This window comes from Dactylosporangium sp. CS-047395, assembly GCF_050942185.1.
In the GTDB taxonomy this organism is placed as follows: domain Bacteria; phylum Actinomycetota; class Actinomycetes; order Mycobacteriales; family Micromonosporaceae; genus Dactylosporangium.
Window position 1 is genome coordinate 5,843,598 of the sequence record NZ_CP192015.1, and the last position, 14,696, is coordinate 5,858,293.

General features: G+C 73.9%; 19 protein-coding genes. 11 read left to right on the top strand and 8 right to left on the bottom strand.

Annotation, left to right across the window (positions count from 1 at the left end; genetic code table 11):
- From ACQP00_RS27495 to ACQP00_RS27515, 5 genes are read right to left on the bottom strand one after another with little or no spacing between them, the layout of a single operon-like run.
- Positions 1-1,758, bottom strand: coding sequence for an FtsX-like permease family protein (locus tag ACQP00_RS27495; RefSeq protein WP_433199722.1), 1,758 nt, complete (start codon positions 1,756-1,758; stop codon positions 1-3).
- Positions 1,755-2,414, bottom strand: coding sequence for an ABC transporter ATP-binding protein (locus ACQP00_RS27500; RefSeq protein WP_433199725.1), 660 nt, complete (start codon positions 2,412-2,414; stop codon positions 1,755-1,757). Before ACQP00_RS27500 ends, ACQP00_RS27495 begins: the two co-directional genes overlap by 4 nt.
- Entirely contained in the window at positions 2,389-2,949 is a 561-nt protein-coding gene (locus ACQP00_RS27505) for a PadR family transcriptional regulator (protein ID WP_433199728.1), read from the bottom strand. The genes ACQP00_RS27500 and ACQP00_RS27505 overlap by 26 nt, the downstream gene beginning before the upstream one ends.
- A gap of 42 nt (positions 2,950-2,991) precedes the next feature.
- Entirely contained in the window at positions 2,992-3,444 is a 453-nt protein-coding gene (locus ACQP00_RS27510; RefSeq protein WP_433199731.1) for a hypothetical protein, read from the bottom strand.
- Entirely contained in the window at positions 3,437-4,210 is a 774-nt protein-coding gene (locus tag ACQP00_RS27515) for an ArsR/SmtB family transcription factor (RefSeq protein WP_433199734.1), read from the bottom strand. The genes ACQP00_RS27510 and ACQP00_RS27515 overlap by 8 nt, the downstream gene beginning before the upstream one ends.
- Before the next feature lie 53 nt (positions 4,211-4,263).
- Here ACQP00_RS27515 and ACQP00_RS27520 point away from each other — a divergent pair, with 53 nt between their 5' ends.
- Positions 4,264-4,884, top strand: a complete 621-nt coding sequence (locus ACQP00_RS27520; protein WP_433199737.1) for a GNAT family N-acetyltransferase — start codon at positions 4,264-4,266, stop codon at positions 4,882-4,884.
- Here the strand turns inward: ACQP00_RS27520 and ACQP00_RS27525 are convergent.
- Positions 4,881-5,624, bottom strand: coding sequence for a phosphotransferase family protein (locus ACQP00_RS27525; RefSeq protein ID WP_433199739.1), 744 nt, complete (start codon positions 5,622-5,624; stop codon positions 4,881-4,883). The two genes, ACQP00_RS27520 and ACQP00_RS27525, sit on opposite strands and share 4 nt — an antisense overlap.
- A 58-nt stretch (positions 5,625-5,682) precedes the next feature.
- Between ACQP00_RS27525 and ACQP00_RS27530 the strand changes: the two genes are divergently transcribed.
- The 4 genes from ACQP00_RS27530 (at position 5,683) to ACQP00_RS27545 (ending at position 8,618) form a co-directional block, all read left to right on the top strand.
- Complete coding sequence (locus ACQP00_RS27530; protein ID WP_433199742.1) at positions 5,683-6,183, top strand: PadR family transcriptional regulator; 501 nt, start codon at positions 5,683-5,685, stop codon at positions 6,181-6,183.
- Entirely contained in the window at positions 6,180-7,481 is a 1,302-nt protein-coding gene (locus tag ACQP00_RS27535; protein ID WP_433199745.1) for an MFS transporter, read from the top strand. Before ACQP00_RS27530 ends, ACQP00_RS27535 begins: the two co-directional genes overlap by 4 nt.
- Before the next feature lie 48 nt (positions 7,482-7,529).
- A complete protein-coding gene (locus ACQP00_RS27540; RefSeq protein WP_433199748.1) occupies positions 7,530-8,297 on the top strand; it encodes a hypothetical protein in 768 nt (255 codons plus the stop codon).
- 93 nt (positions 8,298-8,390) lie between these two features.
- Positions 8,391-8,618, top strand: coding sequence for a hypothetical protein (locus ACQP00_RS27545; protein WP_433199751.1), 228 nt, complete (start codon positions 8,391-8,393; stop codon positions 8,616-8,618).
- 74 nt (positions 8,619-8,692) lie between these two features.
- Here the strand turns inward: ACQP00_RS27545 and ACQP00_RS27550 are convergent, their stop codons facing one another.
- The gene (locus ACQP00_RS27550; protein ID WP_433199754.1) at positions 8,693-9,133 is read right to left on the bottom strand and encodes a hypothetical protein; all 441 of its coding nucleotides are present in this window, start codon (positions 9,131-9,133) and stop codon (positions 8,693-8,695) included.
- Between the two features lie 197 nt (positions 9,134-9,330).
- Positions 9,331-9,963 (bottom strand): hypothetical protein, encoded by a 633-nt coding sequence (locus ACQP00_RS27555; RefSeq protein ID WP_433199757.1) that lies wholly within the window; start codon positions 9,961-9,963, stop codon positions 9,331-9,333.
- A gap of 44 nt (positions 9,964-10,007) precedes the next feature.
- Here ACQP00_RS27555 and ACQP00_RS27560 point away from each other — a divergent pair, with 44 nt between their 5' ends.
- From ACQP00_RS27560 to ACQP00_RS27585, 6 genes are all read left to right on the top strand, one after another.
- Positions 10,008-11,471: a DUF4419 domain-containing protein gene (locus ACQP00_RS27560; RefSeq protein WP_433199760.1), complete on the top strand. Its 1,464-nt coding sequence runs from the start codon at positions 10,008-10,010 to the stop codon at positions 11,469-11,471.
- Positions 11,472-11,641: 170 nt separating this feature from the next.
- Positions 11,642-11,926, top strand: a complete 285-nt coding sequence (locus ACQP00_RS27565; RefSeq protein ID WP_433199763.1) for a hypothetical protein — start codon at positions 11,642-11,644, stop codon at positions 11,924-11,926.
- Positions 11,927-11,957: 31 nt separating this feature from the next.
- Entirely contained in the window at positions 11,958-13,430 is a 1,473-nt protein-coding gene (locus ACQP00_RS27570; RefSeq protein WP_433199766.1) for a DUF4419 domain-containing protein, read from the top strand.
- 70 nt (positions 13,431-13,500) lie between these two features.
- Positions 13,501-14,013 carry a hypothetical protein gene (locus ACQP00_RS27575; RefSeq protein ID WP_433199769.1) on the top strand — a complete coding sequence of 171 codons (513 nt, stop codon included), beginning with the start codon at positions 13,501-13,503 and terminating at the stop codon, positions 14,011-14,013.
- A 115-nt stretch (positions 14,014-14,128) separates the two neighbouring features.
- On the top strand, positions 14,129-14,287 hold the full coding sequence (locus ACQP00_RS27580) for a hypothetical protein (protein WP_433199772.1): 159 nt from the start codon (positions 14,129-14,131) through the stop codon (positions 14,285-14,287).
- Positions 14,288-14,296: 9 nt separating this feature from the next.
- Positions 14,297-14,695, top strand: a complete 399-nt coding sequence (locus ACQP00_RS27585; protein WP_433224366.1) for a hypothetical protein — start codon at positions 14,297-14,299, stop codon at positions 14,693-14,695.
- The last annotated feature ends 1 nt before the right edge of the window (position 14,696 follow it).

The following is a 14,696-nucleotide window of genomic DNA, read 5'->3' on the forward strand; positions in this document are numbered from 1 at the left end:
TCACGCGAACCGCGCGCGCTCCGGCCGGGTGCTGCGCCGCAGCAGCGGCAGCGTCAGCGCGGTGCAGAGCACGGCCGCGACGATCCCGGCGGCGACGGTCGCGTAGAGGCCGATCCCGGGCCACTGCCGCGCGGGGCCGGACACCTGCGCGACCAGCAGGCCCAGCGCGACCCCGGCGGCCGACGCCACGGTCATGGTGGCCGCCGTCTCCAGCAGCACCGCGCGGCGCACCTCGCCCCAGCGCACCCCGGCGGCGCGCAGCAGCGTGACCGGCCGGCGGCGGTCCAGCAGCGCCCCGGCGGTGCCCGCGGCCACCCCGAACGCCCCGATGACCAGCACGAACGCGGCGGCCACGGCGGCCAGCCGGTCCAGGTCGGCCAGGAACGTCTCCAGGTGGTGGTCGATCGGGTCGCGGCCGCTGTTGATGATCGCGTTGGGCACGAGGTTCGCCACCCGGGTGCGGACGCGGTTCTCGGCGGCGAGCGAACCGTCCGTCGGTACCATCACGAGGTTGCCCTTGACGATCACGCCGGGGCCGCGCAGCTGCTCGATGACCGAGGGGGCCACCCCGCCCGTGTCGATCGTGACGACGCCGGATGGGGCGGCCGGCGCGACCGGGGCCAGGGACGCCAGGAACGCGAGCCCGCCGGCGGCCAGCCCGGCCACCACCGCCGGGGAGAACGCCGAGCGCGGGTCGTGGGCGATCCGGCGCGCGGCCAGCACGACGCCCACCCCCACGGGCAGCCGCCGCAGCCACCGCCCCACGAACCCGCCCAGCCGCGGCGAGGGCCGGTGCGCCCGCATCCGGCCCAGCGACAGCAGGCACGTCAGCAGCGCCAGCGCCGGTACCGCGAGCAGCGCACCCGCCAGCCACCGGCCCGGCACGGCGACGTCGTCGAGCCAGAAGTGCCCGCCCTGGAACACCACGGTCGCGGCGAGGACCCGCCGGCCCGCCTCGTACAGCAGCCAGCCGAGCACCGTCCCGGCCGCGGCGCCGACCCCGGCCTCCCCGGCGGCGAGGACCGCGACCTGGCCCCGGGTGGCGCCGGCGAGCCGGAGGGCGGCGAACCGGGCCTCCCGGCGGCGCCAGTCGACCCGGGCCACCGTGGCGACCAGCAGCACGATCGGGATCAGCACCAGCAGGGCGCCGGCGAGCACGAACCCGGACAGGGCGGCGGTGATGGCCCAGGCGGTCGGCCGCACGCCGGTGAAGCCGTGCACGCGGCCGACCGAGCGGACGTGTTCGAGCTGTTCCGGGGTACGGCCGATGACCCCGACGAGCTCGCGGTCGTGGGCGAGGCCGGCGGGCCCGATCGTCATGGTGACCCGGCCCGGGAAACGGTCGTCGAGCTCGTCGTCGGCGGTCGCGGCGAGCAGGCGCCGCAGGGCCGGGGACACGGCGACCTCGCCGGGCGCCGGCGCGTGGTCGAGGCCGGGCGGGACGGGCGCGTCGGGGCCGAGCGCCGCGTAGTACACCCGGGTCATGCGGTTGCCGTTGTTGTAGTCGGTGACGGCGAGGAACAGGGCGCCGTCGGCGGTGTCGGCGACCGGGCCGTCGCCGGTGTCGGGGCTCAGCGCGGAGTAGGCGGCGTCGTGCCAGTCGACGCGGGCGTAGCGGCCGGCGAGGGCGGCCGGGGCGGTGAGGCTGAGCAGCAGCAGGGCCAGGCCGAGCCCGGTGCCGACGGCCGTGAGGACGGTGCGGGCGCGACCGTCGCGGCCGACGGCCAGCCGCAGGGCGAGGCGGAGCAGGGCGTTCACCGGACGTCGCCGTCGCGCAGCAGAACCACCCGGTCGGCGAACCCGGCGACCCGGGACTCGTGGGTGACGATCAGGACCGCGGTGCCGAGGTCCCGGGCCGCCGCGACGAGGATCTCCATGACGTCGTCGGCGCCGGCCGAGTCCAGGGCGCCGGTCGGCTCGTCGGCGAACACGATCTTCGGCCGGGCGACGAGGGCCCGGGCGAGCGCGACCCGCTGAGCCTGGCCGCCGGAGAGCTCGGCGGGCCGCCGCTCGTCGAGCCCGGCCAGGCCGAGCCGGGCGAGCCAGCCGCGGGCCTCGGTGACCGCGGCGCCCCAGGGGCGGCCGGCCAGCAGCAGCGGCAGGGCGACGTTCTCGACCACCGGCAGCTCCGGCACGAGCTGCCCGAACTGGTACACCAGCCCGAACGCGGTGCGCCGCAGCTCGACCCGGCGCCGGTCGGGGAGGCGGTCGAGGCGGGCGCCGGCGAAGTACACCTGGCCGCGGTCGGGCGCGAGGACCCCGGCCAGGCAGTGCAGCAGCGTCGACTTCCCCGAGCCGCTGGGGCCCATCACGGCCAGGATCTCGCCCGCCGCCACCTCGACGGCGGCGCCGCGCAGGGCCGGGGTCAGCCCGTAGGACTTGTGCAGGTCATGCCCGGCGAGGATCGGGGTCATCGCGGCACTCCTCGGCCAGCGTCGGCAGGCGCGACTCGGCGTGGTCCAGCCAGCGCAGGTCCGCCTCGATGTGGAAGAGCTGGTAGTCGATGAGCATGGCGTCGATGCCGTGCTTGGCGGCGGACGCGGCCGCGCGGCGGGCGGCGGTGAGTTCCTGCATCACGGCGAGGTGGCGGGCGCGCTGGGCGTCGAGGTACGCCGCGGCGGGCCGCCCGGACATGAGCGCGAGGGTGACCTTGGTGAACAGGACGGTCTGCAGCTGCGGCTGCGGGTCCTCGGGCTCGGCGAGCCAGGCGCCGAGCCCGGTGACGCCCTCCGGGGTGATCGCGTACCGGCGGCGGTCCGGCCCGCCGCCCGCCTCGACGCCGAGCACCGTGACCCGCCCGTCCCGCTCCAGCTGGGCGAGGGTGCGGTAGACCTGCCCGAAGCGCACCGGCCGGGCCCCGCCGAAGCGCCGGTCGTAGGACTGCTTGAGGTCGTAGCCGTGCCGGCTCGTGGCCTCGAGCAGTCCCAGCAGCGCATAGGCGATCGTCACGGCCCTCACTATTCCCGGTGAGTATACCCACTGGCAATAGTCTCAGAGCTGATTGGCATGCCCCGGCAGTTCGGCCGTGGCCAGGCCGCCGAGGATGTCCGCGATCGACATCGACGCGTCGACGAGGCACTGGCCGTTGGACAGGAGCAGCGACGGTACCGTCGAAGCCAGCTCGGCCCCGCTGAGCCCCTCCGCGAGCAGGCACAGCGCCTCGCCCTGGGCCGCGATCCGCGCGCGCAGCCCGTCGGGGCCGCCGGCCAGCCCGGCGACGCGGGCGAGGGTCCACGGGTCCTGGGCGAGGCGGTTGTCGTAGGTCGCGATCGCACCCGAAGCGGCCCCGTTCACGGCCGTGATCGTCGCCGCCGTCACCAGCGACACGTGGGCCAGGATCTGCCCGGTGTCCCACTCCCCCGGCGGCGGCTCGGGGCGCGGCTCGGTCCTCAGCAGCGCGGCGAAGGCCTGCCGCAGCCCGGTGGCGTCGAAGCGCTCAGCCATGGGCCCGGCCCATCGCCCACGGCGCCGCCGGCAGCACGTCGCCGGTCTCCAGCAGCGACTTGAGGTTCGCCAGCACCGCCGGCCAGCCCGCCGCGATCCCCTGGTACTGGTCCACGTTCGCCAGCCGCTCGTGCGTGACGGTCAGCCGGACGATCGACTCGTGCGGCTCGATGAGGAAGGTCACGGTCGAGGGCTCCCGCTCCTCGTCCGGCGAGTCCTCGAAGGTCATCACCAGGCGGGTCGGCGGCTCGGTCGTGAGCACCGTGCCGGTGACCGCGGTGCCGCTGCCGTCGGGGCGGCGCAGCTCCCACGGCGCGCCGGGCTCCCAGTCGGAGACCGCGGGGTGGCCCCAGTACCGGGCGGAGAGGTCGGCGTCGGTCAGCGCCCGCCACACCTGCTCGGCGGTGGCGTGGATGTAGGTGACGTACACATAGGTCGGGATTGTCGTCGTCATGGCGAACTCCTCCTCGGCTTGGCGCCGGATCGCGCCGAGCGCCCGCAGGCGCGGCTGGTCGAACCCCGAGATCCAGCGCTCCTCGATGTCGTGGATCGGGGCCGGGTTCAGGTAGTGCAGCCGTTCCCGCCCCCGCCGCACGACGGTGACGAGGTTGGCCCGCACGAGGATGTCGATGTGTTGGGTGGCCGACTGCCGGGCCATGCCGAGCTCGTCGCACAGCTCCCGCAGCGTCTGGCCGTTGCGCGCGCGGAGCCGGTCGAGCACGGTGCGCCGGGTCTCGTCGGCGAGCGCCTTGAACACGAGCTCCATGGCCCCCATTATGCAGGTGTTTGCCTGCCTATTGTCAACGCCACAATCGCCCGGTGACGTTTCGACTTGTTGCGCCGGCCCTCGAGGGCCGCCTCGTCCTCCTCGAACCGCTCGACGACCGGCACGCCGCCGACCTGGCCGAGGCCGGCGGCGGCGACCGCGACTCCTTCGGCTGGACGTGGGTGCCGCGCCCCGAGGAACTGCCGGCCTACTACGCCGACATGCGGGCGCGGATGGACGCCGGGCGGATGATGTCGTACGCCCAGATCTCCCGCGCGTCCGGCAAGGCCGTCGGCGGCACGTCGTTCTGGGACCCGCGCTTCCTGCCCGGAACGTCGGACCCCTACGCGGTCGAGGTCGGCTTCACCTGGCTCGGCCCGGCGGCCCAGGGCACCGGCATCAACGCGGAGGCGAAGCTGCTGCTGTTCACGCACGCCTTCGAGACGTGGCACGTGGCCCGGGTCGACCTCAAGACCGACGCCCGCAACGCCCGCTCGCGCGCCGCGATCGCCGCGGTCGGCGCCACCTTCGAGGGCGTGCTGCGCAACTGGTCGCAGTCGTGGGCCTCGGGCGAGACCGGCAGGCTGCGCGACTCGGCGATGTACTCGATCACGGCCGCCGAGTGGCCGCAGGTCAAGGAGCGGCTGCGGGCGCGCGTCGAGCGGTACCGCTAATCCTTCATCCGGGCCTTCAGCACGTCGACCTCGCAGCCGGGTTCGGCCGGGTCGAACCCGTGCTCGGCGAGCCAGCGCACGTTGCACAGGCTGCGCAGCGACCACCAGGCCCGGATCGCGTCGAGGTCCACCTCGGTGCCGTACCCGGCGAGGACGGCAGCGAAGTGCTCCTCGTGCCCGAGCGTGAGCGTGGCCAGGTCGAACATCGCGTCGCCCCGGGCCGCCTCGGACCAGTCGAGCACCCCGGTGACCGCGTCGCCGTCCACGAACACGTGCGAGAGCTGCAGGTCGCCGTGGACGAACACCGGCTCGTACGGCCGCAGCGCCCGCTCCGCGATCCGCCGGTTCCGCTCGACCAGCTCGGCGGGCAGGATGCCGTTCGCGACGAGCAGCGCGCACTCGGTCTCCAGCTCGGCGGCGAGCGCGTCGCGGCCCGGCCCTTCCCACGGCGGCAGCGGCGCCTCGTGCAGCGCCCGCACGACGGCCCCGGCGGCGGCCCACGCGGCGGACGAGGCGGTCGAGGGCTCCCCGAGCTTGCCGAGCGCCCGGCCGGGGAGGCGGGCGATGGCCAGGGCCGGCGGCTGGTACCAGAGCAGCTTCGGGGTCGGAATCGGCGCGAGGGCCATCGCGGCCGCCTCGACCTCCAGCCGCGCCGGGTCGGCGTCGACCTTCACGAAGACGTCCCCGACGCGCAGGGTCGTGCGCTCCGAGTGCGCGACCACGACGTGCACCTCGTCCATGCCGATCATTGTCCCGGATGCTTGCTCGTCCAGTTGTACCTATGTCACCCTGGACGGCATGTACATGGACATCGTGATCCTCAGCCACCTGCAGCGCGGCCCCGTCCACGGCTACGAGCTGAAGCGCAACGTGTCCGCGACCACGGCGTACGCGCTGCACAACAACACGCTCTACCCGGCCCTGCGCCGCTTCGAGGAGTCCGGCGCCGTCACCCGCACCGCCGAGCAGCATGAGGGCAAACCGCCCCGGCACGTGTACGCCATCACCGACCTCGGCCGCGAACTGCTGCACGACATGCTGGCCGACCTGCCCGCCGAGCGGGCCGCCGACGAGCCGGAGTTCCTGACCCGTCTCGGCCAGTTCGAGCACCTCACGACGGACGAGCGGCGGCGGGTGCTGGCCGCGCGTACCACGGCGCTGGAAACGCAGGCCGGGCACATGCGCGCCCTGGCCGAGAAGTCCCGGGACCACCGCTGGGGCAGCCTGGTCGTGACCGAGCTCACCGACCGCGTCGACCGCGAACTGGCCTGGATCGCGACCCTGGCGGCCGAGGCATGAAGCTCACCGGCCTGATGCAGCTCGGCCTGCTCGCCGGGCCCCTGCTCACGATGGTCGACTCGTCGATCGTCAACGTCGCCGCCCCCGACATCGCCACCGAACTGCACACCGGCCTCGCCGACACGCAATGGGTGGTGAGCGGCTACCTGCTCGCCCTGGCCGCCGGGCTGACCGCCACGTCGTACCTGGCCCGCCGCTTCGGCACCATGCGCGTCTACGCCTGGGCCTTGGCCGGCTTCGTCGCCGCCTCCGTCCTGTGCGCGGCCGCCCCGGGAATCTGGGCCCTGGTCGCCGCCCGCGCGCTGCAGGGCCTGGCCGGCGCTCCCCTGGTCCCGCTCGCGATGAGCGTCCTGCTCGGCCAGGGCGCCGCCCGCCGCATCCCGGTCGCCGCCGGCCTGCTGTTCTTCCTCGCCCCGGCCCTGGGCCCGTCCCTGGGCGGCCTGCTGATCGCCGCCGGCGGCTGGCGCTGGATCTTCCTCGTCAACCTGCCGATCGGTCTCCTGGCGTTGCTGGGCCTGCGCCGCGTGCCGCCCGAGCTCGCCCCGGCCGGCTCCCCCGCCGCCCGCCCCGACCCCGTTGGCCTGCTCCTGCTCGCCACCGGCCTCGTCGCCGCCCTCGCCCACGCGGTCGTCCTCGGCGCCGTGCCGCTGCTCCTGTACGTCCTGTGGGCCCGCCACACCGCCACCCCCGCCGTCGACCTGGCCCTGCTCCGCCACCGCCGCTCGGCCCTCGCCCTGGTCCTGAGCGTCGTGTCGTCGGTGGTCGCGTTCGCCGCGGTCTTCCTGCTCCCGATCTTCACCGAGTCGGTCCAGCACCACACCGCCCTCGCCACCGGCCTGGCGCTCCTTCCCCAGGGCCTCATCACCGGCCTCGGCACCGCGGCGGGCGCGCGGCTCGCCGACCGCTACGGCGTACGCCTCCTCGTCTGCGCCGGCTTCCTCCTGCTCGCCCTGGCCAGCTGCGCCCTGCTGCTGCTCACCCCGGCCACCCCGCTGTGGGCCACGGCGGCGATCCTCTCGGGCCGCGCGGCGGCGATCGGCTTCGGCATCACGCCGCTGCTGTCGGTGATGCTGGAGCCGCTGACCGACTCCCAACTCGCCGACGGCAACACCTTGTTCAACATCGCCCAGCGCCTGGGCGGCTCGCTGGGCGTGGGGGTGCTGGGCTCGCTGCTGGCGACGCGGGCGGTGCGGGTGGGGGCGGTCGCCGCCTTCCACGAGATCGGCCTGATCCTCACCGCGCTGGCCCTGCTCGCCGCCCTCCTGGCCCTGCCACTTCCCCGCCGGCTCGCCGTCTGATTTATGATCGTCGCTCCGGTGGCGATCGAATACGGGGAGGAACGCCGCATGGGTTCACGTCGTGCTGTCCTGATCGGGTTCGCGGTGTGCGCGGTGCTGACCACCGCCGCCTGCGCCAAGCCGAAGACGCCGGTCGCCCAACCGGCCGGCGCGCCGACCGCGGCCACCGCCACGACCGCCGCGCCGCCGCCCGCCGACGCGCGGACCGAGCTGCTGGCCGCGACCGCGAAGACGGCCGGCACCACGTCCGCGTACACGGCCGAGACCACGTCCGTCTCCGCCAGCCTCGACAACAAGGTCACCGGCAAGATCGACGCGGCCCGCAACGCCAGCACCGCGGCCATGGACGGCTTCGAGATGGTCCGCATCGGCACCGACCTGTACCTCAAGTCCGCCACCCCGATCGCCGGCCTCGCCGCCGGCACCTGGATCCACGTCGACGGCGCGAAGTCCGGCCCGCTGACCAAGCTCGGCATCAACGGCGACGACCCGGCCAACCTGTCCGCCCTGACCGCGGGCCTGGTCAGCGCCGAGAAGACCGGACCCGGCAACTTCAAGGGCGTCCTCGACATGACGAAGACCGACGCGGGCCGCGCCACCATGCAACAACTCGGCGACGCCGCCAAGCAGATCGCCTTCCAGGCCACCGTCGGCGACGGCTACCTCGTCACCCTTCTGATCACCGTGCCGCAGGCGATCCAGTCGCCGGCGTACGACACGACGCTGCGCTTCACCGACTTCGGCAAGCCCGTGACCATCACCGCCCCGCCCGGCGCCCAGCCCGCGCCGCCCGCCCTGCTCGAAGCCCTCAAGTAGCCGCCCCCCGACCCCCACGACGCGGCCTTCGTCGATGGAAGGTCAGCCGAAAGACGATCGCATTCCGGCGTCGAAGACGGCGACCATCAATCGGTGGCTGATGTACCGGAGAAGAATGTCTGCCCGTCGTGCAGTCGCCGGGTGAACGCCCAGTCGACGCAGGCAAGCAAGCGCATCTCGAATCAGATCGGCCTTGAGGTCGTCCGGTGCGGCAACGGAAGCTGCGGCACGGTCCTGGTCCGGGGCCGGGATCTGCGCCTGGGCTTCACCGACCACACCGAATGGGTGGCGGTCGAGCGGATTCAACTGCTCGCGGGTTGACGGCGCATGCGCGCAGGGTGCGTGGTCTGCGGCCCGCGACCGGCGTGGTGACGTTGCCGGTTCATGAGGCCTCGTTACGACGTACCTGGCTGGCAGGAACCGTCCGCGTGTGCGGCCGCGATCTGCTCGGCCAGCGGCCGCGACCGCCGTTCGACCTGCTCAGCGTCGGGCTCCCACTTCCAGTGCCCCGACTCGTAGACCGCGACCATCTGCACCGCGAAGGTGAGGACCTTCAGAATTCCGACGGCGCGGTCGGAGGTCAGGAGGCGAACGTCGGTGACCTCGCCGGTGAGGCCGCGGATTCCTGGACAGGCCTGGGCATAGGCGATGTAGTCGGCTCGGCTGACCGCCGCTTGGCCACGCTTCGACAGCAGATCCCAAGCGCCGCCGGCATCGCCGGCCGCGCTTCTGTCGATCGCATGCTGCAGCGCGGTCCTGGCCGCCTCGACGGTTCGCGGCTCGGCCGACAGGCCGGGGACCTCCACGCCGGCGCCGCGATACGCGAGGAACACCATAGTTGCCGCGAACAGGATGCCGCCGACGGCGAAGCAGGCGAGCAGCGTGGTGGCCCGGCTCCGGGGTGGCGGGAGCGCGGTGCCGGCCGGAGCAGGTTGCACGCCACGATGCTGCCCAGGAGCGCGGACAATCCGCTAGTGCACCGCCCGGAGACCATCCCGGCGGGTTCGGTCACACGTTGAGCGCCTTCCGCCGTTCAGGCAGGACGCCGCCGCCGTTTCCCGGGGTTGGGGGCGATCGCGAAGGCGCCGAGGACCGCGGTGAGCAGGACGGCGGGCAGCGTGTCCCGGTACGGCCAGCGGCCCGCGAACTCGACGTCGGCGGTACCGGGGATGTGCAGCACCTGCAGGCGCTCGCCCGGCGCGGGCCAGGGATCGCCGCGGCCGCGGTACAGCTCGGCCTCGCGGTCGGCGACGGTCAGGAAGATGGCATTGGTCTCGACGCGGGTCACGACGGCCTCGGCGATGCGGCCGTGGTGGTCGAAGCGCCACGCGTCCCAGCCGGCGGTCACGGTCACCGCGAGCATGACGGCGAAGCCGACCCACAGCAGGACCCGCACGACGCCCACGACCGGGCGGTCCCAGTTCCAGCGCTGCCGCTCGTCGCGGTGGCGGTCGACGAGCAGGTGGTGCCAGGCGAACACCGAGGCGAACGTCATCGGGACGCCGACCACGCCGGGGCACAGGGCCACCGCGAGCAGCGCCGACGGGGCGGCGAGCGCGGTGAGCAGGAGCGCCACCCAGTACACCAGGGCGATGCTCGTCGTGAAGGTCACGTAGAAGTACGGGTGCCGACCCCACCAGCCGAGGTCCGTGCCGCCGCTCGCCATGTGCCCATGGTGCGGGGCTTGTCAACGCCGATAGGGTGCGCGGCATGGTCACCTTCGCGGTCGATGACGTGTCGCCGGCCGATGCCAGGCTTGCGACCCGGCCGGCGGGCACGCTGTTTCCCGAGGCGCTCGCGGTCGGCGTCGAGCCCGGCCTCGAAGTGCTCGAGCCCGACGGGGTGCATCCGTTGCTCAGTGCCGTCGCCCGGGCGTTCGCGCAGCATCGGCCGCTGGTGCTGTCGCCCGATGCCGTGTGGCTGACGATCGCGCAGGGGCTCGCGCAGCACATCCGGTTGCACGCCGAGGAGCTGCGGCCGCTGCTGGTGCGGCACGAGGGCAAGCGGCGGCTGTCGGTCGAGGTCGAGGCGCGGCCCCGGACCGCCGACGAGTGGGCGGCGGTGGCCGAGTCGTTCGCCAAGCTGCTCGCCGGGGAGATCGACGACGCCGCGCTGTTCGAGTGTGACTTCTCCACGAGCACCGAGGTCGAGCGGACCGCCGGGCGGGTGGTGCTGCTCGACGCGTACTCGCCGTACTTCTCGCTGTGGCTCACGTGCGTCTGCGGGATTCCGGCCGTGACGCTGACCGGTACCGTGGCCGACTGGACCCGCATCCGCGAGCGCATCGATGTCGTCGAGGCGTTCGGGCTGAAGCTGTGGTGCCGCTCGCTGCGGGGGATCGCCGACGAGTTCGTGCTCGCCGCGCGGGGCCATGCGGACCCGGCGTTCTGGCGGCGGATCTACAGCCCGGTCGACGCGTACGGCGGGGACGTCGTCACGGGCTGGGTGACGCGCTTCTACCCGTACCTCGGCGCGTCGGTCGTCGACACGCCCAACCCGATGCTGGAGCTGCCGATCGGCGAGCCGCGCAACGTCCGCGCGGGCGCGCCGGGCATCCGCAGCGACGTCGTGCCCGCGACGCTCTCCCGGGCCAACGTCAACCTCAACGACCGGACCGCCGGCGAGAACACGAGGGTGGCGCTGCACGCCGGGCTGATCGGGGTGGCCCAGGACGACGACGGCGGGCTGCGGCCGGTCGCCGGGTGGTACGTGGCGCCCGCGGTCCTCGAGATCGACGACGTCATCGATCGGATCGTGGCCGACCACGAGACGACCCCGCGCCAGGAGCTGCCCCACGACGCGCCCGCCGAGGTGGTCGCGCTCTATCACCGCATCGGTACCGCCTCGCTGTTCGGCGGGCGTTGGCGGCTGGTGCCGGCCCGTGAGCGGCCGTACCTCGCCGACGTCGCCGGGCTGTGGTCGCAGCCGCTGTTCCACCTCGACGACGGGCGCAGCATCATCTCGGCCGTCGACTTCCAGACCGGGACCACGTACTGGGTCGTGGGCCGCATCCGGCCGGGCGTCGACGAGTTCGACGGCGACCGGCTGGCCGACGATCCGGCTGACGTGCCGGTGCTGGGCACGTCCCTCGCGATGCTGCTCGACGCCGCCCTCGACAGCGGCGGGGACATCGCGCACCTGGAAACCGGGCGGCTCGACCAGGTCGGCCGCTGACGGGCGTTGCCCTCACGTTGCTCGCCGCCGTGGCCCCGCTGGACGACACGCCGTGGACGAGCCTGGTCCACGTGGCGGCCGGGGTTTCCGTGACCTGGTTGTCGCTCGCCGCCCTCCCGCGGCTGACCGCCGCGGCAGGATCAGGCTGATCCACGTGCCATCCTGAGGCCATGTCACCGTACGAGCGGGCCGACGAACTGCGCTCGCTGCTCAACGACTGGGACTTCATCGGCGTTGCCGATCCGGTCACCAACACCGACGAGTACGACTGCATGCTCTCGCCGCTCCTGGAGACCCTCGCGGGCGGCGCCGACGCGGACGGAGTCCGGGCGCTGCTCGACGCGGAGCTGCGCGGCCACTTCGGCATGGACCCCGCGCGCAACGGCACCGGCGCGATGGCCGAGCGTCTGGTCGCGTGGTGGAGCGGCGAGGCGGGTCCGCCGCGGACGCCGTAACGGGGTTGCCGGCGCCGTTAAGGTCTTCGGCATGGTCACCTTTGCGGTCGATGACGTCACGCCGGCCGATACCAGGCTGGCGACCCGGCCGGCGGGCACGCTGTTTCCCGAGGCGCTCGCGGTCGGCGTCGAGCCCGGCCTCGAAGTGCTCGAGCCCGACCGGGTGCATCCGTTGCTCGGCGCCGTCGCCACGGCCTTCGCGGAGCACCGGCCGCTCGTGCTGTCGCCCGATGCCGTGTGGCTGACCATCGCGCAGGGCGTAGCGCAGCACGTGCGGCTCAACGCCGAGCAGCTGCGGCCCCGGCTGGTCCGGCACGCGGGGAAGAAGGCGCTCAAGGTCGTGGCGAACCGTCGACCCGGGACGGCCGACGAGTGGGCCGAGACGGCCGAGGTGTTCGCGAAGCTGCTCGCCGGGGAGATCGACGACGCCGCGCTGTTCGAGTGCGACTTCTCGACCAGCACCGAGATCGAGCGGACGGCCGGGCGGGTGGTGCTCCTCGACGCCTACTCGCCGTACTTCTCGCTGTGGCTCACGGCCCTCTGCGGGATTCCTGCGGTGACCGTCACCGGCACCGTCGAGGACTGGCGGCGCATCCGGGCGCGGGTCGACGCGATCGAGGAGTTCGGGCTGGAACAGTGGTGCCGGTCGCTGCGGCCGATCGCCGACCAGTTCGTGTGCGCCGCCGAGGGCGCGCCGGACGTGGCGTTCTGGCAGCGGATCTACAGCCCGGCCGACGCCTACGGCGGAGACGTGGTCACGGGCTGGGTCACGCGCTTCTACCCGTACCTCAACGGCGGGGCCGTGCCCGATCGGCCGAACCCGATGCTGGAGCTCCCGATCGGCGAGCCGCGGGACACCGGTCCTGACACGCCGCCGGGCCTCACCAGCACCGACGTGCCGGCCACGCTGTCGCGGGTCGTCGTCAACCTCAACGACCGGGCCGCCGGCGAGAACGTCGCGGTGGCCCTGCACGCCGGGCTGATCGGGGTCGCCCAGGACGCGGGCGGGGCGCTGCGGCCGGTCGCCGGCTGGTACGTGGCCCCCGCGCCGATCGACATGGGCGACGTGCTCGACCGGCTCGTCGCCGGGCACGAGACCGGACCGTCCCTGGGGCTGCCCGACGACTCGCCCCAGGAAGTGGTGGCCCTCTACCACAAGATCGGCTCGGCGAGTTTGTTCGGCGGGCGCTGGCGGCTGGTGCCGGTGGAGGAGCCCTGCTACGTGTTGCGCCTGCCCGGCAACCTGTGGGCGCAGACGGTCTTCGACCTCGACGACGGCCGCAGCATCGCCTGGGCGTTCGACGAGCGGACGATGACCACGTACTGGATCGCGGGCCGGATCGCCATGGGTGCGACCAGGTACGAGCTGAACACCCTCGCCGACGACCCCGCGGACGTCCCGGTCCTCGGCACGTCGCTGGCCATGCTGCTGGATGCGGCCCTCGACAGCGGCGGCGACATCGCACACCTGGAGACCGGGCGGCTCGACCAGGTCGGCCGGTGACGAGTGGCGGTGCCGGACTGGCCGGTCGGCACTCCCGGCCGGCGCGGCACCGCCAATACCGTCCCGGGGCATGTGGCTGCAACGATTCGGCGCCTCCTGCGGCGTCCTGCTCGGCCCGGCGATCGCCCTGCCCGGGGCCGTCGAGGCCTTCACCGGCGAAACCTCCGCGACCAGCCTCGTCCTCGGCGTCGGGGTGGCGTTGGCCGCCCCGGCCGCGACCGCCCTGTACCTGCACCAGCGCGACCGGACCGGCGCGTTCGGGCGGGCCGCGTTCGCCGTACACCTGCTGGGCCTCGGCTTGTTCACCGGCGTCGCATTCGCGCTCAACGTGGTGCTGTTCTCCCTCGACCCGGCAACGGTGGCCGCGGTGAAGGCCGGCCGACCGGGCCGGTGCTGCTGGTTTCCGCGGCGGTGTTCGTTGCCGGAAACCTTTGCTTCGCGGTTTCCCTGCTGCGGGCCGGGGCGTTTCCGAAGTTGCCGTCGGCCGGGTACGGCGTTGCCCTCACGTTGCTCGCCGCACTGGCCCCGCTGGACGACACGCCGTGGACGAGCCTGGTCCACGTGGCGGCCGGGGTTTCCGTGACCTGGTTGTCGCTCGCCGCCCTCCCGCGCCGGGCCGTGGTGCACGTAGCCTGACCGCCACGACGGACGCCGTAACGGGGTTGCCGGCGCCGCTACGGTCTTCGGCATGGTCACTGGTGGAGGAGCGCTGCTACGTGCAGTCCCTGCCCGGCAACCGGTGGGTGCAGACGGCCTTCGACCTCGACGACCGGGAAGCTGAGCGGGCTCGCACGGTGACGTTCGGCGGCGGTACCGTGGCCGACCGGCACTCCCGCCGCCCCCAACACGGCAAGTAGCCTGACGCCATGTCCGTCCACTGGGTGCCGTTCGTGTTGTGCGGGGCGGTCCTCGTCGCCGGTCTCGTCGCGCATCCGCTCGGCCCGTCGTCGCTCGGCTTCGCCGCCGGGGTGCTCGCGCTCGCCGCGCGGTCGAGGCGGTCGCGGGCCGGCACTGGGGCTGGCTGCTCGCCCGCCTGGCCGTGCTCGTCCCTCGGCGCCGGCGGGGCCGCGGTGCTGGCGGCCGGCTTCGCACTGAGCGGGCGCGGCGACCCGGGCGACCTGGTGATGTACGCCGTCGGGCTCACGCTCGCGCTCACCGCCGCGGCCCTGGCGGTCGGCGCGATGGACCGGATCGAGGAGCTGGCGCGGCCCGCGAGCGCAACCGGGTCGCCCGCGACATCCACGACAGCCTCGGGCATCACCTGAC